The sequence below is a fragment of the Streptomyces sp. TAA204 genome, assembly GCF_000424965.1.
Genome location: NZ_AUKW01000021.1, coordinates 123,834 through 141,033 on the forward strand (window position 1 = coordinate 123,834; position 17,200 = coordinate 141,033).

Below are 17,200 nucleotides of genomic sequence, written 5' to 3' on the forward strand. Positions count from 1 at the left end.
CGTCCGGGGGCCGTTGGCGAAGGCGAAGCTGCGTGTGCCCTTGAGGCCGCGGGTGCCGTACGGGCGGCGGCCTACAGGCGGCCGGCGGCCTCCGTCGCCCAGTAGGTGAGGATCAGGTTCGCGCCGGCCCGCTTGAAGCTGGTGAGGGTCTCCATGACTGCCCGGTCCCGGTCGATCCAGCCGTTCTGCGCCGCGGCCTCGACCATCGCGTACTCGCCGGAGACCTGATAGACGCCGACCGGTACGTCGACCCGCTCGGCGAAGTCACGGAGGACGTCCAGGTACGGCAGCCCCGGCTTGACCATCACCATGTCCGCGCCCTCCGCCAGGTCCAGGGAGAGTTCACGGAGTGCTTCGCGGGCGTTGGCGGGGTTCTGCTGGTAGGTGTTGCGGTCGCCCTTGAGAGAGGAGCCGACGGCCTCGCGGAAGGGGCCGAAGAAGGCGGAGGCGTACTTCGCGGTGTAGGCGAACAGCGACACGTCCTGGTACCCGGCCTCGTCGAGCGCGCGGCGTACGTGGCCGATCTGTCCGTCCATCATTCCGCTGGGGCCCAGCACGTGCGCCCCGGCCTCCGCCTGTACGCACGCCATCTCGGCGTACCGCTCCAGGGTGGCGTCGTTGTCGACCCCGCCCCGCGCGTCCAGCACACCGCAGTGCCCGTGGTCGGCGGTCTCGTCCAGACACAGGTCGGACATGACGACGAGGTCGTCGCCGACCTCCGCCCGCACGTCGCGCAGCGCGACCTGGAGGATGCCCTCGGGGTCGGTGCCGGGGCTGCCGACCGCGTCCTTGTCCTGCTCCTCCGGCACGCCGAAGATCATGATTCCGCCGACGCCCGCGCGTACGGCCTCGGCCGCGGCCTTCTTCAGCGTCTCCCGCGTGTGCTGGACGACGCCGGGCATCGAGGAGACGGGCACCGGCTCGTCGATGCCCGCGCGTACGAAGGCGGGAAGAATCAACTCGCTCGGGTGCAGCCGGTGTTCGGTGACCATCCGGCGCATCGCCGCGGTCGTACGCAACCTGCGGGGACGGACGGCCGGGAAGCCCCCGCCCGAGACGGAACCGGCGCCGGCGGAACCGTGCGCGTGCGCTGTCACGATGAGCGTGCCCTCCTCCTGGCCGGGCGCTTCTCGCTCGGCCGCTTGACCACGTCGCCCGCCGCGACGGCCTCCGCGCGGCGCTTCGCGCCGAAGTCTGCCAGCGTCTCGGCCAGTTTGAGCACCGAGGGCTCCGGAGACATCACGTCCACCCGGAGGCCGTGCTCCTCGGCCGTCTTGGCGGTGGCGGGACCGATACAGGCGATGACGGTCACGTTGTGCGGCTTGCCGGCGATGCCGACGAGGTTCCGCACCGTGGAGGAGGAGGTGAACAGCACCGCGTCGAAGCCGCCGCCCTTGATCGCCTCACGTGTCTCCGCGGGCGGGGGCGAGGCCCGCACCGTGCGGTACGCGGTGACGTCGTCGACCTCCCAGCCGAGTTCGATGAGGCCGGCCACCAGCGTCTCGGTGGCGATGTCGGCGCGGGGGAGGAACACACGGTCGATGGGGTCGAAGACCGGGTCGTAGGGCGGCCAGTCCTCCAGCAGCCCGGCGGCGGACTGTTCACCACTGGGCACCAGGTCCGGCTTCACACCGAACTCGACCAGCGCCCTGGCGGTCTGCTCCCCCACGGCAGCGACCTTGATCCCGGCGAACGCGCGGGCGTCCAGCCCGTACTCCTCGAACTTCTCCCGCACCGCCTTCACGGCGTTGACGGAGGTGAAGGCGATCCACTCGTACCGCCCTGTGACAAGGCCCTTGACGGCCCGCTCCATCTGCTGCGGCGTGCGCGGCGGCTCGACGGCGATGGTGGGCACCTCGGCCGGCACGGCACCGTAGCTGCGCAGCTGGTCGGAGAGCGACTCCGCCTGCTCCTTCGTACGAGGCACCAGCACCTGCCAGCCGAACAGGGGCTTGGACTCGAACCACGCGAGCTGCGGACGTTCCGCGGCGGCGCTGCGCTCCCCGACCACGGCTATCACCGGCTGGCCGCCGTCGGACGAGGGCAGCACCTTCGCGGACTTGAGGACCTGCCCGATGGTGCCGACCGTGGCCGTCCAGGTGCGCTGACGGGTGGTGGTGCCGGCGGCGGTGACGGTCAGCGGAGTCTCGGGCTTGCGCCCGCCCGCGACGAGTTCACCGGCGACGGTCACGACCGCGTCCAGCGTGGTCGAGACGACGACGGTCGCGTCGCTCGCGCCGACCTCCGTCCAGCATCTGTCGTCAGCCGTGCGTGCGTCGATGAAGCGCACGTCGGTGCCGTGTCCGTCACGCAGCGGCACCCCGGCGTACGCGGGAACCCCCACGGCCGTCGCGATGCCCGGCACCACCTCGAAGGGGATGCCCTCGTGCGCGCACGCGAGCATCTCCCGTGCGGCGTCGGCGTCGAGACCGGGATCGCCCGTGACGGCCCGCACGACCCGCTTGCCCGCCCGTGCCGCGGCCATGGCAAGATCTACCGCGCCGCTAGCGGAGGCGGACGCCGACCGGTCCGACGGCCCGTCGGCCTCGTGAAGCGGCGTGTCCACCCCTGCCCGCGCGTGGGTGCGGACGACGTCGTACACCTGCGGATCGGCCACGAGCACATCGGCCTGCGCGAGCGCGTCGACGGCACGCAGCGTCAGCAGACCCGGGTCACCGGGCCCGGCACCGAGGAAGGTGACGTGTCCCTGTGCACCGTGGAGGTGCCGGGCTCTCGAATTCTGGGCAGTGGTGGGGCTCAAAGTGCTCGCTCCCCCATCAGACCGGCCGCACCCTTGGCGAGCATCTCGTCGGCGAGTTCACGCCCCATGTTCTGCGGGGTCGCTGTGTCGACGGGTGATGCCGGTACGGGACCGGTGGTGGACAGCTGCACCAGCGTCTCGCCGTCGACGGTGCCGACGACGCCACGCAGGCGCATTTCGGTGACAACCTGCCCGTCGCCAAGCAGGTCGGCGAGCGCACCGACGGGTGCGCTGCAGCCGGCCTCCAAAGCGGCGAGCAGGGTTCGCTCAGCGGTCACGGCGGCCCGTGTGTACGGGTCGTCGAGCTCGGCGAGCTGAAGAGCCAGGTGCACGTCGCCCGACGCGCATTCGACAGCCAGTGCCCCCTGGCCGGGGGCAGGCAGTACGGCGTCGGGGCTGAGCAGCTCGGTGGCCTCTCCGAGACGGCCCGTGCGTTCCAGCCCGGCGGCTGCGAGCACCACGGCATCCAGCTCGCCGGAGCGCACATACCCGATGCGCGTGTCGATATTCCCCCGGATCGGCACGGTGTCGACCTCCGCGCCGAGACCGCGTGCCCAGGAGTTCAGCTGCGCCATGCGGCGGGGCGAGCCGGTGCCGATGCGCGCCGGACGGCCCGTCGTCCGCGACGTGTACGCGAGTCGCGTGAAATCCAGTCCGTCACGGGCGACCAGTACGTCGCGGGCGTCGGCGCGGGGCGGTACCGCCGCCAGCGTCAACTCGTCGGGCTGCGCGGTCGGCAGATCCTTCAGGGAGTGCACCGCGAAATCGATCTCACGGCGCAGCAGCGCGTCGCGGAGCGCCGTGACGAACACCCCGGTGCCGCCGATCTGGGCGAGCTGCTCCTTGCTGGTGTCCCCGTACGTCGTGATCTCCACCAGTTCGACGGGGCGGCCCGTCGACTGGCGTACCTGCTCGGCCACTAGACCCGACTGGGCCATGGCGAGCTTGCTGCGCCGGGTGCCCAGCCGGAGGGCCGGTGCCGGTGTGTTGCTCATGGGCTCACCTCGTGGCGCCCGTCCGTGCTCCCGCACGCGGCGCCTTCTTCGTCGACTTGCTCACTCCGGCTCCGGCGGCTCCGGACACTCCGGATGCTCCAGCTCTGCCGGTGGGGGCGCTGGACGCTCCGTCGTCCGGTTTCAACTGCCGTGTGTACTGCGTTCATCACGACCGCCCGCCCGTCGTGGGGTCGGGGGTACGTTCCTGCGTGCCCTGGGTGCCCTGCGTGCCCCGGGTGCGCTCCGGTGATTCCGCGGGCGCGGGGACGCCCGTGGGAGCGGGTCTGCTGACCGCCGCGACCGCCTGCGGGTCGAGGTCGAAGAGCTCCCGCAGGGCGTCCGCGTAGCCCGCGCCGCCCGGCTCACCCGCGAGCTGCTTCACCCGCACCGTCGGCGCGTGGAGCAGCTTGTCCACGACGCGGCGCACCGTCTGGGTGATCTCGGCTCGCTGCTTTTCGTCGAGTCCCTGCAGCCGTCCCTCCAGCCGTGCCATCTCCGCGGCGACGACGTCGGAGGCCATGGTCCGCAGGGCGACGACGGTCGGCGTGATCGTCGCTGCCCGCTGGGCCGCGCCGAAGGCGGCGACCTCCTCGCCGACGATGCCGCGTACGGCGTCCACGTCGGCGGCCAGAGGCGCGTCGGCCGCCGCCCGGGCCAGCGACTCGATGTCCACGAAGTCGACGTGGTCGACCCTGTGCACGGCGGCGTCGATGTCCCGGGGCATGGCCAGGTCGAGCAGCGCCATCCCGCCCGGAGAGGAAGAGGAGGCGGCGGTCGTGGAGGTGGAAGTGGAGTTGGAGGTGGAGGTGGAGGAAGCCGCGGCAGGCCGCTGGGCGAGCGCCTCGCGCACGGCGTCGGCCGTCAGGACGAGCCCCGTGGCTCCCGTGCAGGAGACGACGATGTCCGCGCGGGGCAGCTCGGCCGCCATGCCGCCGATGGGCAGTGCGTGAGCGCGCGGGCCGTCCTCGCCCGTCAGTGCCGCGGCGGGTGCGGCGCCCGCGGCGAGCCCCGACGTCAGACCTGAGGCGAGCCGCTCCGCGCGGTCCAGGGTCCTGTTGGCGATCACCAGTTCGGCCACACCCGCCCGCGCGAGCGTGGTCGCAGCGAGCGAGGACATCGAGCCCGCGCCGATGACCAGGGCACGCTTGCCGCGCACCCACTCCTCGACGGGCTCCTGGCCGGCGAGCTGTTCGAGGCCGAAGGTGACCAGCGACTGGCCCGCCTTGTCGATGCCCGTCTCGCTGTGTGCGCGCTTGCCGGTGCGCAGAGCCTGCTGGAAGAGGTCGTTCAGCAGCCGTCCCGCGGTGTGCTGGTCCTGGGCGACCGCGAGGGCGTCCTTGATCTGGCCGAGGATCTGCCCCTCGCCGACCACCATCGAGTCCAGGCCGCAGGCCACCGAGAACAGATGGTGCACCGCCCTGTCCTCATAGTGGACGTACAGATGCGGAGTCAGCTCGTCCAGAGCGACACCGCTGTGCTGCGAGAGCAGCGTGGACAGCTCCGCGACGCCGGCGTGGAACTTGTCCACGTCGGCGTAGAGCTCGATCCGGTTGCAGGTGGAGAGCACCGCGGCCTCCGCCGCGGGCTCCGCGCCCACGGCGTCCTGCAGCAGCTTGCCGCGTACCCGCGGTGCGAGCACGGCCCTCTCCAGCACGCTCACCGGCGCGCTGCGGTGGCTCAGACCGACGACCAGCAGACTCATGCGGGCATCACGGCGGGGACGTCCCCGTCAGATCCCGGCTCGGGGCGCTTGGTCACGGCGGCGGCGGGCGGGGCCGCCGGCGGGGCGGTCTCCTCCTCGGGGGCGTCCTCACCGGCCTTGCGCTGCTCGTGGAAGGCGAGGATCTGCAGCTCGATGGAGAGGTCGACCTTCCGTACGTCCACGCCCTCGGGGACGGCCAGCACGGTGGGCGCGAAGTTCAGGATGGAGGTGACTCCGGCGGCCACGAGCCGGTCGCACACCTGCTGCGCGGACCCGGCCGGGGTCGCGATGACTCCGATGGAGACGCCGTTGTCGGCGATGATCTGCTCCAGCCCGTCGGTGTGCTGGACGTCGATGCCGGCGACGGGCCGTCCCGTGAGGGTGGGGTCCGCGTCTATGAGTGCGGCGACGCGGAAGCCGCGGGAGGCGAAGCCTCCGTAGTTGGCGAGTGCGGCGCCGAGGTTGCCGATACCGACGATGACGACGGGCCAGTCCTGCGTCAGGCCGAGTTCACGCGAGATCTGGTAGACGAGGTACTCGACGTCGTAGCCCACGCCACGCGTGCCGTAGGAGCCGAGATAGGAGAAGTCCTTGCGCAACTTGGCCGAGTTGACCCCCGCGGCGGCGGCCAGTTCCTCGGAGGAGACCGTGGGCACCGAGCGCTCGGACAGCGCGGTCAGCGCCCGCAGGTACAGCGGTAGCCGGGCGACGGTGGCCTCGGGGATTCCTCGGCTCCGGGTCGTCGCCGGTCGGTGGTTTCGGCCAGTTGCCACGGTGCTCCTGCCGGTTGCGCGAAGCGGTGAGCGATCCTGCGCGGGACGCGCGCTCCGACCGCTCCATCGTGACCAGGCTATGCCTTTGTGAACGCGTGCACAAAGATGGCATCCGATTTGTCCGGTCAACGTGACCGGTGCCACATGCCCCGGCAGCGACACAGGTCACTCCTCACGTCATGACTGCTACCCCTGCAGGGCACTGCGCAGCCGCTGGGGGTCGACCCTCCAGAAATCGTGCTGTGCCCCGTCCACGAGCACAACCGGAATCTGCTCCCAGTATTTCCGGTACAGCTCCTCGTCCTGGTTGATGTCCCTCTCCTCCCAGGCGGCCCCGGTCTCCGCGCACACCCGGACGATCGTGTCCCTCGCCACATCGCACAGATGGCACCCGGGCTTCCCGATCAGCGTGACAGTCTTCATGCGCCCCATTGTCACGCTTCGCCGTCACCACACCGCACGTTCGCCGTACTTCACAACCGGCGCACACTCCTCCGGCCACCTCCGCGGCGACCTGCGCTTCCGCGGAGGTGGCCGGGGGCGACGGCCCCGCGACGCGCTGAATCCCCTGCCACCGGTACGGCCCCGCTCTGCCGCACATGTGCGACAGAGCTGTCCCAGCCGTGTGCCGGAGGGCCAACAGCCGTACACCCGGGTGTAACAGAGCGGGTGCAACGAGTCGCTATCCTCGAAGGCATGCCCTCCCGTCTCTCCTACCGTCCCTCGTGGCCCTGGCTGGCCCTGCGCAGCCGTTCCGCGACCGAGAGCAGCGTGCTCGCGGGGGAGGCCTCCGCCGAGGCGGCGCGCAAGCAGGAACTGGAACAGGATCGAGAACTGGCCGCGCCGGCGCCCCCGGAGGAGGAGTTCCCCGTCGCCGGCGACGTCCGCGCCGCCGCCTTCTTCGACCTCGACAACACGGTCATGCAGGGCGCCGCCCTCTTCCACTTCGGCCGGGGCCTGTACAAGCGCGACTTCTTCGAGAAGCGTGAACTCGCCCGCTTCGCCTGGCAGCAGGTCTACTTCCGGATGGCAGGCAGCGAGAACGCCGGTCACATGGCGGACGTACGCTCCAGCGCCCTGTCGATAGTCAAGGGCCACCGCGTCAGCGAACTCACCGAGATCGGCGAGGAGATCTACGACGAGTACATGGCCGGCCGCATCTGGCCCGGCACCCGCGCGCTCGCCCAGGCGCATCTCGACGCGGGCCAGAAGGTCTGGCTGGTCACCGCCGCCCCCGTGGAGACCGCGACGATCATCGCGCGCCGCCTGGGCCTGACCGGCGCGCTCGGCACCGTCGCCGAATCGGTCGACGGCGTCTACACGGGCAGGCTCGTCGGCGAACCGCTGCACGGCCCGGCCAAGGCCGAGGCAGTACGGGCACTCGCCTCGGCCGAGGACCTGGAACTGGAGCGCTGCGCCGCCTACAGCGACTCCGCGAACGACATCCCGATGCTCTCGCTCGTCGGGTATCCGTATGCGATCAATCCTGACAGCCGGCTGCGCGGCCACGCGCGGGAACTGGGCTGGCGGCTGCGCGACTACCGCACGGCCCGGAAGGCGGCGAAGGTGGGCATTCCCGCAGCCGCCGGCGTAGGTGCCGTCGCCGGCGGCGCGGCAGCCGCCGTGGCCATGCAGCGCCGCCGCCGCTGACGGTCCCGCGCGGGACGGGGACCGGGCCCGGACAGGCCCGGACAGGCACAGGCGGACCCGGACAGGAACAGGCGGGCACAGGCGGGCACGACAGGGACCGACAGGTCCGGCGCGCCCGTACGCGCGCTCCGTGTGCACCGGTCGGTGAGGCAATTCCCGTGCACTGCCCGCCCCCTGCCCCCGCCAGTCACGCTTGCGGGCCCCGGCCACAAGTCATCACTCAAGTGACAACTTGTGAACACAAAGTGATCAGAGAGCCGTTCACGCTCGGTGTCCAATGAGGCACCAATGCGTAACACAACGGACCGAACCGGCGATTTCAGCAACTCGGCGTAGCACTGTCTGCACGAAGCGTTATTCTCCTCAGACGCAATCGGTACCCACCCGTCCCAATCCGGGTCGAACGGTCCCGTACTGCACATGATGGAAGCTCTGCCTCTGGGAGTCCCGTGTACCCACACGTCGGGGTTGACGCCTCGGGCCTGGCTACGCTGCGCAGCACGGTCGCCGCCGCCCTCGGCCGGCTGTGCGACGCGCTCGTCCCCTACGCGTACGCCGTCCCCGCCCCTGCCACAGCCACGCCCGTCCCCGCGGGCCCCCGCTACGCCCTGGCGGACCGCGCCCCGGCAGGGGCCGCGCACTCCACCGCGGCCGCCGCGCCCGCCGGCAACGTCGGCAGACGCGCCCGCGGTTCGGCCTCCGCCGGAGCGGCCACGTCGACCGCGCGCCGGGCGCGCCCCGCGGCCTCGGACACCGACAGCCGGCGGATGATGGACCTCGTCGAGCGCGCACAGGCCGGCGAGGCCGAGGCCTTCGGGTCGCTCTACGACCAGTACAGCGACACCGTGTACCGGTACATCTACTACCGCGTGGGCGGCAAGGCGACCGCCGAGGACCTCACCAGTGAGACGTTCCTGCGCGCACTGCGCCGCATCGGCACCTTCACCTGGCAGGGCCGCGACTTCGGCGCCTGGCTGGTGACCATCGCGCGCAACCTGGTGGCCGACCACTTCAAGTCCAGCCGCTTCCGGCTGGAGGTGACCACCGGCGAGATGCTCGACGCCAACGAGGTCGAACGCAGCCCCGAAGAATCGGTCCTGGAGACCCTCTCCAACGCCACGCTGCTGGACGCCGTGCGCAGGCTCAACCCCCAGCAGCAGGAGTGCGTCACCCTCCGCTTCCTGCAGGGCCTCTCCGTGGCCGAGACGGCCCGCGCCATGGGCAAGAACGAGGGCGCCATCAAGACCCTCCAGTACCGGGCGGTGCGTACGCTGGCCCGGCTGCTGCCGCAGGACGCCTGCTGAGTCAGGCCTCCCCCGCAAGGCGTCCCAGGTGACCGCCGGTGAGGGCGGAGATGCGTGCGGTCACATCATCGTCAGTCCGTAACCCGACTGGCTTGCGGCTCGTTGTGGGGGTGCAGACTCCCCGCACCGTGGCACGCAAGAGTTCACTCCCTCGTACGAGTGAACCCGAGCAGTTCGCCGCACAACCTTCCATCAGTAATGGGGAGTGGACCGTGCTGACGAGAGGAGGTGTCGCCCGTGATCGGGTCCGTAGCCAGGAACCGGCAGGCAACCGCCTTCGCCCAGGCCCTGGAGCACGAGCTCGACGAGGCCACGGCGGCCGACCGGACGACGGGTGACGGGGGCGCAAGTGCCCTGCCACCCGCCCCTGAACGCCTGCCCGCGACCGGCGAGGGCCTCAGATCCCACGGCGGCACCGCGAGCCCGAGCGAAGGTGACCGCCCCGCCGAGCCCGAGACGCTCCTCGGCCTGGCGGAACGACTCGAGGCCCTGCCCCGGCCCGAGTTGGCACCCGATGTGAAGGCGGCACAGCGCGCGCAGCTCGTCGCCGCGATGGAGGCCGAGTTCGCCACACCCCAGGCGCGTGCCGCCACGGTGCCCGAACAGCGCGGCACACGTGCCCGAAAGGGCGCGCACCGCGCTCCGGCCCTCGGCCCGCTCGGAAAGTTCCGGCCCCGGTCCCGGCTCACCAAGGGACTCGCGGCGGGCGGGCTGGGCGTCGGCGTCGCAGCCTCCGCCCTGGGCGGGGTCGCGGCGGCGAGCAGCGACGCGCTCCCCGGTGACTCGCTCTACGGACTCAAGCGCGGCATGGAGGATCTCCGGCTGGACCTCGCCGGTGACGAAGCGGACCGCGGTCAGGTGCATCTCGACCACGCCTCCACCCGGATGCAGGAGGCCCGCCGTCTCATGGAACGCACGCGCGGCGGCGCCGAACTGGACCGCGAGTCGCTCGGCGAGGTCCGCAGGACACTCTCCGGCATGCGCACCGACGCCGCCGAAGGCCACCGGCTGCTCAGCTCCGCCTATGAGAGGGACGGCAGGATCGCCCCCATGCGGTCGCTCTCCTCCTTCAGCTCCGAGCACCGTGAGGGCTGGGCGCAGTTGCGCGACCGGCTGCCCCTCCAGCTCTCCGACGTGGGCGACGCCGTCAGCTCGGTCTTCGACGACATGGACCACGACGTCCGTCCCCTGGCGGAACTCATCTCCCGGTCGTCCGGGGACACTTCACGCGAGGGCGGGCAAGGCGACGGACGCGCGGACGACAGCCGCACATCACCCCGGCCCTCCTCCTCCCAGGACTCGGCCGACTCCGGTGCCGGTGACGGCGAGGAGAGCGGTACGCCGGCCCCGTCCGGCTCCGACAGCCGTACGGGCGAACTGATCGGCGGTGGCGGCCTCCTGGACCCGCCCTCCGACCGGCGCGGCGAGCCCTCCAGCCGTCACTCCGGCAAGGGCGGAAAGTCACTGCCCGACTCGGAGGTGACCCTGCCGCCCATCCTCCCGGAGGTACTGCCGGAGCTGAAGGGCCTCCCGGACGACAGGAAGTAGGGCACCGGGAAGCGGTGCCACCGCCCCTGGCGGTGCAACGGACGCGGCCCGGCCCGTCCGTTGCACCGCCAGGGCTTCGCGCTGGGCCGTGTACGGGCGAGCGCCGCCGGCCGCGACGCCGGCTAGAAGAAGACCGACCGCCGCTGCACCAGCAGCTTGTAGAGCGTGTGCTGGATCGTCTCGCGGATCTGGTCGGTGAGGTTGAACATCAGCATCGGGTCGTCCGCCGACCCCTCCGGATAGCCGCTCGTTTGAATCGGCTCGCCGAACTGGATCGTCCACTTCGTGGGAAGCGGCACGGCGCCGAGCGGGCCCAGCCAGGGGAACGTGGGCGTCACGGGGAAGTACGGGAAGCCCAGCAAGCGGGCCAGCGTCCGGGAGTTGCCCACCATCGGGTAGATCTCCTCGGCACCCACGATCGAGCACGGCACGATCGGCGCACCGGCCCGCAGTGCCGTAGAGACGAACCCGCCGCGTCCGAACCGCTGGAGCTTGTAGCGGTCGGCGAAGGGCTTGCCCAGTCCCTTGAATCCCTCGGGCATCACTCCCACGACCTCGCCCCTGCTCAGCAGAGCCTCGGCGTCCTCGGCGCAGGCGAGCGTGTGCCCGGCCTTGCGGGCGAGCGCGTTGACCACCGGCAGCATGAACACGAGGTCCGCCGCGAGCAGTCGGAGATGCCGCTGCGCGGGGTGGTGGTCGTGGACGGCGACCTGGAGCATCAGCCCGTCCATCGGCAGCGTCCCGGAGTGATTGGCCACCACCAGTGCCGAACCCTCGCTGGGAAGGTTCTCCACGCCGCGCACCTCGACCCGGAAGTACTTCTCGTAGAGAGGACGCAGCAGCGACATCAGCACCTGGTCGGTCAGCTCGCGGTCGTAGCCGAAGTCGTCGACCTCGTACTCGCCCGTGACCCTTCTGCGCAGGAACGCCAGCCCTTCGGAGAGCTTGCGCTCCCAGTCGCCGCCCGCTGCGGCGCTCTCCCGCTCCTGCCCGGCCTCCCCGCCCTCGCCGGGGCCGCCGGCCGTGCCGTGCGTGCCTTGCGTACCGCCGACCTGTCCCGTGCCGCCCGTCCCGGCGCTGCCGTCCGGCCCGTTCCCGGACCCGGCGTCACCGGACGCCCCCGACGGCATCCCGGAGACCGCCTGCACGGCACGCGTACGCTCCCCGTGCCGCCGGTCGCGGCCGTCGTCGGGGGAACCGAAAGGAATGACCTTCGCGTCAGCCATGGTTGCCGACCTCCTCGTCCTGCCGTTCTCCCCCCGGTTGCCGGCCCACCGTTTCAGCGAGCTTGTCGACCGCACGCGCGAGCGTCTCCGGAGGCAGCAGCCCCGGCCCCCTGCTGTCCGCGAAAGCGGCGAGGGTCTCTGCCGACGTGTACCGCGGCTCGAAGCCGAGGGTCTCCCGCATCTGCACCGTACGCACGACACGGCCGTGGGTCAGCAGCCGTACCTGTTCGGGTGAGAAATCCGTGGCGCCGACCGCCTGCAGCGCCGACCTGCCCCAGTTGATCGCCGGCAGCAGCAGGGGCACGGTGGGCCGCCCCAGACGCCGCGCGCACTGCGAGAGCAGCAGGGTGCCGTCACCGGCGATGTTGAAGGTCCCCGAGTTGAGCGTTCCGCGCCGCGGAGTACGCGCCGCCGTGCGCAGCACCTCGACGGCGTCGTCCTCGTGCACGAACTGCAGCCGCGGGTCGTAGCCGAGCACCGTCGGAAGCACGGGCAGAGCGAAGTAGGCCGCCAACGGCGAGTCCACCGAAGGGCCGAGCACATGCGCGAAGCGCAGCACGGTCACCGACACGTCGGGCCGGCGCCGGGCGAAGCCCCGTACGTACCCCTCCACCTCCATGGTGTCCTTGGCGAAGCCCCCGCTGGGCAGCGACTTGGCGGGCGTCGACTCGTCGAAGACAGCGGGGTCGCGGGGCGCGCCGCCGTAGACACTCGTCGAGGACTTCACCACCAGCCGCCTGACCGAAGGCGCCTTCTGGCATGCGCCGAGCAGCTGCATGGTCCCGATGACGTTGATTTCCTTGACCGAACTGCGGCTTCCGCTGCCGGGGACCGCGGGCGGCGAGCCGTGCACATCCATGTGGACGACCGTGTCCACCCCGTACTCGGCCAGGACGCGGCCGATGTCGGGCTGCCGGATGTCGGCGCTCACGAACTCGGCGCCGCCCAAGTCGTGCGGGGGCTCCAGGACATCGACACCCACCACCCGGTCCACGTCAGGCTCACGCTGGACACGGCGCACAAAACGGCCGCCGAGCTGACGGGCGACTCCGGTGACGAGTACGACCCTGCCCAAGATCCCTCCCTCGCCGCCCGCCCCGGGCGGCTGTGCCCCGGCGCTGCGGCCTCACGCTCAACGACGTCCGGTCTACCGCTTGTCCGCAGCGCGACCCGCGAAACGGGGACGGCACGAACAAGACCGCCGCCCTGCCACTCCCGCACACTGGTGCGGGCAGACAGAACGGCGGCCTCCTACTTGCTCGGCGCGCTCGCTCACTTCTTGTTGCGACGCTGAACTCGCGTGCGCTTGAGGAGCTTGCGGTGCTTCTTCTTGGCCATCCGCTTACGCCGCTTCTTGATTACAGAGCCCACGACCACCCTCGCTTACAAATCATCTCCACCGACGCGGAGAGAACTGCCTTCACTCGGCGCGGGGCGTCCGAGCCCACACCACCTACATGAGGTTCAGCCTACCCGTCGCCGAGTGCTGCTCGTAATCCGAGGGTCAGCAGCTGGGCACCGTCAGGCGGTCTCCACCCCCACGTAAGACTCCTGGAGGTACTCATGGACGGCCTGCTCTGGGACCCGGAACGACCTTCCCACCCGGATCGCCGGCAGATGACCACTGTGCACCAACCGGTACACGGTCATCTTGGACACTCGCATCACCGAGGCGACTTCCGCCACGGTCAGAAAGTTGACCTCGTTGAGAGGTCCCTTGCCAGCAGCCATGTCACACCTGAACCTTCCGCACATGTCGGTCACCGGCTTCCCCTTCCGGTGACTCCCGCTCGCATGCGCGCTCCTCCCCAGATTAGGGGCGGGTGATGCAAGTGGGGAAGAGGAGTAGCGTTCGGTCTACTACTGTGACAGACGGGCTTGTTTGAGTACATAGCGCGCCAGCGGACGGTAGTAGGCGGAACGCACAGCGTCATCGAGCGGCACCGCCACCGACACCCTTCCCTCCGCCTGACCCACGAACAGCGCGGGGTCGTCCGTGTCCGCCGGCCCGATTGCCTCAATACCCAACTGACCTGCTGCGCAGACCCAGCCGTGGTCCCCGACGACCAGTTCCGGCAGCGGCCCTCCCTCCGCGGCCGCCGCAGCCAGCACCGACCGCAGGGGCAACGGTGAATGAGTGTGTACGCCCGGCGCGACAGGGGTCGCGAATGCGCCCGGTTCTCGTACCGACGCAACCCCTCGCACGTAGCCGAGGCTGAGTTGACGTACGCCGAACCGGGTCGTTATGTCGATACGTCGCCCCTCCGCTGATGTGAGGAGAGTGCATCCCGCCGACGAGAGCGCTGATGCCAACGAGGCGTAGAAGTCGAGGAGTCGACCGGGGTGGCCTGTGCCCAACAACACCGGAATGCGCCGATCGGCGGCGATACGCAGCCGTTCGGCGAACGCGTCGAGCGCAGCGACCGTGCGCTCGGGATCGATGGTGTCCTGTCCCGAGACCGTGGCAGGATCGGGCGAGACCCCGCACCGCTCCGCCATGAGCGCCAGCAACGCCGGTACGGTCCAGTCGCCTTCGGGCTCCAGGCCGAGCAGTGCCCGGGGGTCTCTCGCGGCGAACTGCCGGTAGCGGCGCAGACTCTTCTCCCGGCTGGTCGCGGTCGTACCGGCCAGCTTTGCCGCCAGCAGATGCGCCCGCAGCGCCTCGGCGCCCGGCGCACCGCATCCGGGGGCCTCCGGCCCCGGGCGCCGTCCGGGGCGTACGGGGCGTACGGGCCCGTCGTTCACCCACCCGTCATGCCGCGGCCCGGGACTCGGCGGCCACGGACGCGACGGCCCGGCGCCGCACGACAGCCCGGCGTTCCGCGTCGACTCTCCACCGCTCAGCACACCGGCCATGCTTGCCGCTGCGAGGCAGCGCGGTCCGTCCGGCCGGGCCGGACCACCTGGCGAATCCTTGTGCGGGCCACGCCCGTTGACGTAGCCGCGGCAGACCCCCTACGGGCGCGCGCCCTACGGCATCAGACCATGCGCCGGGAAGGCGGCCTTCCGCGTCGCCTGCACCGCCTGGTCGAGCGGGTCGGCCGGGTCGTAGCCGGTCTCCCGCCACTTGCGGCACACCGGCTCCCGCCCGTCCGTCATACGCCTCGGCGCCACCGGACTCTGCGTCTGCGCGTACACCAACTGACGCCAGGACTCGGGTACTTCCGTCTCCGGGGGCACCGGAGCGCCCGCCGCGACAGCGACCAGATGCGTCCAGGTGCGCGGTACGACATCGACCACCGCGTACCCGCCACCGCCGAGCGCCAGCCAGCGTCCCTGCGCGTAGTCGTGCGCCCACCCGTGCAGAGCCTCGGCCGCCGCCCGCTGGGCGTCGACGCTGACCGCGAGGTGCGCGAGAGGGTCCTCGAAATGGGTGTCCGCACCGTGCTGGGTGACCAGCACCTGTGGCCGGAACTCGGCGAGCAGTTCGGGCACGATGGCGTCCAGCGCCCTCAGCCAGCCGTCGTCCCCTGTACCGGCCGGCAGGGCCACGTTCACCGCGCCGCCCTGGGCGTCCTGCCCGCCGCTCTCCTCCGCCCAGCCGGTGCCGGGGAAAAGCATCCGCGGGTGCTCGTGCAGCGAGATCGTCAGTACCCGCGGATCGTTCCAGAAGGCGTCCTGCACGCCGTCACCGTGGTGCACGTCCACGTCGACGTATGCGACCCGCTCGGCACCCTGTTCCAGGAGACGGGCGATGGCCAGCGCCGCGTCGTTGTAGATGCAGAACCCGGACGCGGAGGCGTGCATCGCGTGGTGCAGCCCGCCCGCGAAGTTCACCCCGTGCTGGACGTCCCCGCGCCACACCGCCTCGGCGGCGCTCACCGACTGACCGGCGATCAAGGCGGACGCCTCGTGCATACCGGCGAACGCGGGATCGTCGGGCGTCCCCAGCCCGAACTCGCCGTCCGCCGAGGACGGGTCGGCGGACACCCGCCGCACCGCGTCGATGTAGTCCTGTCTGTGCACGAGGCGCAGAGTCGAGTCGCCCACGGGCTTGGCCGCCGCCACATTCAGATCCTTGTGGGCGTCCAGGCCCAGCGCCTCGACCAGCCGCATCGTCAGAGCCAGCCGGATGGGGTCCATGGGATGACCGGGGCCGAAGTCGTAGCCGGTGACTGCTTCGTCCCACATCAACTGCGCGCCGCCACTCATCCGGACACCGTACCGGCCGTGGACGCGGTCGCCTAAGCTGCCGTCGGCTACGACAGGAGCGCCGGCAGATCCCTCATGTCCGTGAAGAAGGCATGTGCCCCGGCCAGGCCCTCGCGGGAAGTCATGGCCGCGTACCCGTACACGTCCATGCCTGCGGCGACTCCGGCCCGCACGCCCAGAGGGCTGTCCTCGATGACGGCACAGCGCTCCACGCGTGCGCCCATCCGTGCCGCAGCGTGCAGAAACAGATCAGGGGCGGGTTTGCCCTTCCCCACGTCCTGCGAGCTGAAGATGCGTTCCTCGCCGAAGTGTTCGTACAGACCGGTCCTGCGCAGCGCGACCCGGATGCGCTCGTGACTGCCGGAGGACGCGACGCAGTAGGGCACGCCCTCGGCGTCCAGCTTCGCCAGCACTTCGGGCACGCCGACCGTGGGGCGCAGTTCGCGCCGGAAAGCGGCGAAGACGCGGGCGTGGAACGTCTCGTCGAAGTCCGCGGGAAGCCGCCGGCCTGAACGCTCCAGCACCAGGTCGTGAACGCGGTGCACCGCGGCGCCCATGTAGTCACGGATCGACTCTTCGTACGTCGTGGGATGCCCCAACTCGGTGAGATGGTCGGCGAGAACGCGATTCGAGATCGGCTCGCTGTCCACCAGCACACCGTCGTTGTCGAAGATGACGATGTCGTAGCTGCCCATGCGGCAACTGTATCCGGATATGGGAGAAGCCCTGTCGGGGTGGCCACGCCACACCCGACAGGGCTTCTCTCACGTGTTGTTCGGCGGTGTCCTACTCTCCCACACGCTCCCGCATGCAGTACCATCGGCGCTGTCAGGCTTAGCTTCCGGGTTCGGAAAGTAACCGGGCGTTTCCCCGACGCTATGACCACCGAAACTCACACCCCCCACTTCTCCTGGGCCTGCCACACGTAGTGGTGGCCCCGGCAAGGGGGGGAAGTCTCAGCAAACACACACTGTTCACATGTCACGTGGTGGTGCTGGGTGTGGGGTTGCTGTCTCAGAAACCGCACAGTGGACGCGAGCAGAAGTACCTGTGGTCAAGCCCTCGGCTTATTAGTACCAGTCAACTCCA

At 70.8% G+C, this 17,200-nt stretch carries 16 protein-coding genes and 1 rRNA gene; 3 read left to right on the forward strand and 14 right to left on the reverse strand.

The window, feature by feature from the left end:
* Window positions 1-71: 71 nt before the first annotated feature.
* The 6 genes from hemB to H343_RS0122230 all read right to left on the reverse strand — a co-directional run bounded on the left by hemB (window position 72) and on the right by H343_RS0122230 (window position 6,654).
* Window positions 72-1,097: a porphobilinogen synthase gene (gene hemB, locus H343_RS0122205; RefSeq protein WP_037904666.1), complete on the reverse strand. Its 1,026-nt coding sequence runs from the start codon at window positions 1,095-1,097 to the stop codon at window positions 72-74.
* The gene (locus H343_RS0122210; RefSeq protein ID WP_028432941.1) at window positions 1,094-2,761 is read right to left on the reverse strand and encodes a bifunctional uroporphyrinogen-III C-methyltransferase/uroporphyrinogen-III synthase; all 1,668 of its coding nucleotides are present in this window, start codon (window positions 2,759-2,761) and stop codon (window positions 1,094-1,096) included. The genes hemB and H343_RS0122210 overlap by 4 nt, the downstream gene beginning before the upstream one ends.
* Window positions 2,758-3,756, reverse strand: coding sequence for a hydroxymethylbilane synthase (gene hemC / locus H343_RS0122215; protein WP_028432942.1), 999 nt, complete (start codon window positions 3,754-3,756; stop codon window positions 2,758-2,760). Before hemC ends, H343_RS0122210 begins: the two co-directional genes overlap by 4 nt.
* Window positions 3,757-3,922: 166 nt before the next feature.
* Window positions 3,923-5,458, reverse strand: a complete 1,536-nt coding sequence (locus H343_RS32165) for a glutamyl-tRNA reductase (protein WP_078506017.1) — start codon at window positions 5,456-5,458, stop codon at window positions 3,923-3,925.
* Window positions 5,455-6,231: a redox-sensing transcriptional repressor Rex gene (locus tag H343_RS0122225; RefSeq protein WP_028432943.1), complete on the reverse strand. Its 777-nt coding sequence runs from the start codon at window positions 6,229-6,231 to the stop codon at window positions 5,455-5,457. The genes H343_RS32165 and H343_RS0122225 overlap by 4 nt, the downstream gene beginning before the upstream one ends.
* Window positions 6,232-6,417: 186 nt before the next feature.
* Window positions 6,418-6,654 carry a glutaredoxin family protein gene (locus H343_RS0122230; protein WP_037904726.1) on the reverse strand — a complete coding sequence of 79 codons (237 nt, stop codon included), beginning with the start codon at window positions 6,652-6,654 and terminating at the stop codon, window positions 6,418-6,420.
* A gap of 273 nt (window positions 6,655-6,927) precedes the next feature.
* Between H343_RS0122230 and H343_RS0122235 the strand changes: the two genes are divergently transcribed.
* The 3 genes from H343_RS0122235 (at window position 6,928) to H343_RS0122245 (ending at window position 10,733) form a co-directional block, all read left to right on the forward strand.
* Window positions 6,928-7,881 (forward strand): HAD-IB family hydrolase, encoded by a 954-nt coding sequence (locus H343_RS0122235; protein ID WP_051265736.1) that lies wholly within the window; start codon window positions 6,928-6,930, stop codon window positions 7,879-7,881.
* Between the two features lie 449 nt (window positions 7,882-8,330).
* Window positions 8,331-9,185, forward strand: coding sequence for an ECF subfamily RNA polymerase sigma factor, BldN family (locus tag H343_RS0122240; RefSeq protein WP_028432946.1), 855 nt, complete (start codon window positions 8,331-8,333; stop codon window positions 9,183-9,185).
* Window positions 9,186-9,422: 237 nt separating this feature from the next.
* A complete protein-coding gene (locus H343_RS0122245; RefSeq protein ID WP_028432947.1) occupies window positions 9,423-10,733 on the forward strand; it encodes a DUF5667 domain-containing protein in 1,311 nt (436 codons plus the stop codon).
* Between the two features lie 122 nt (window positions 10,734-10,855).
* On the opposite strand, the gene H343_RS0122250 is transcribed toward H343_RS0122245, so the two are convergent.
* The 8 genes from H343_RS0122250 to rrf all read right to left on the reverse strand — a co-directional run bounded on the left by H343_RS0122250 (window position 10,856) and on the right by rrf (window position 17,001).
* Window positions 10,856-11,959 carry a lysophospholipid acyltransferase family protein gene (locus tag H343_RS0122250; protein ID WP_028432948.1) on the reverse strand — a complete coding sequence of 368 codons (1,104 nt, stop codon included), beginning with the start codon at window positions 11,957-11,959 and terminating at the stop codon, window positions 10,856-10,858.
* Window positions 11,952-13,034 (reverse strand): NAD-dependent epimerase/dehydratase family protein, encoded by a 1,083-nt coding sequence (locus tag H343_RS32170; RefSeq protein WP_078506018.1) that lies wholly within the window; start codon window positions 13,032-13,034, stop codon window positions 11,952-11,954. The genes H343_RS0122250 and H343_RS32170 overlap by 8 nt, the downstream gene beginning before the upstream one ends.
* Before the next feature lie 197 nt (window positions 13,035-13,231).
* Window positions 13,232-13,330: a 30S ribosomal protein bS22 gene (locus H343_RS34450; RefSeq protein WP_003948845.1), complete on the reverse strand. Its 99-nt coding sequence runs from the start codon at window positions 13,328-13,330 to the stop codon at window positions 13,232-13,234.
* A 150-nt stretch (window positions 13,331-13,480) separates the two neighbouring features.
* A complete protein-coding gene (locus tag H343_RS0122260; protein ID WP_158677109.1) occupies window positions 13,481-13,690 on the reverse strand; it encodes a helix-turn-helix domain-containing protein in 210 nt (69 codons plus the stop codon).
* A gap of 129 nt (window positions 13,691-13,819) precedes the next feature.
* Entirely contained in the window at window positions 13,820-14,617 is a 798-nt protein-coding gene (locus H343_RS0122265; protein ID WP_028432950.1) for a phosphatase, read from the reverse strand.
* Between the two features lie 312 nt (window positions 14,618-14,929).
* Complete coding sequence (locus tag H343_RS0122270; protein ID WP_028432951.1) at window positions 14,930-16,111, reverse strand: acetoin utilization protein AcuC; 1,182 nt, start codon at window positions 16,109-16,111, stop codon at window positions 14,930-14,932.
* Between the two features lie 47 nt (window positions 16,112-16,158).
* Window positions 16,159-16,806, reverse strand: a complete 648-nt coding sequence (locus H343_RS0122275) for an HAD family hydrolase (protein ID WP_037904668.1) — start codon at window positions 16,804-16,806, stop codon at window positions 16,159-16,161.
* A gap of 78 nt (window positions 16,807-16,884) precedes the next feature.
* Window positions 16,885-17,001: ribosomal RNA gene (gene rrf / locus H343_RS0122280) — 5S ribosomal RNA — on the reverse strand.
* Window positions 17,002-17,200 lie beyond the last annotated feature (199 nt).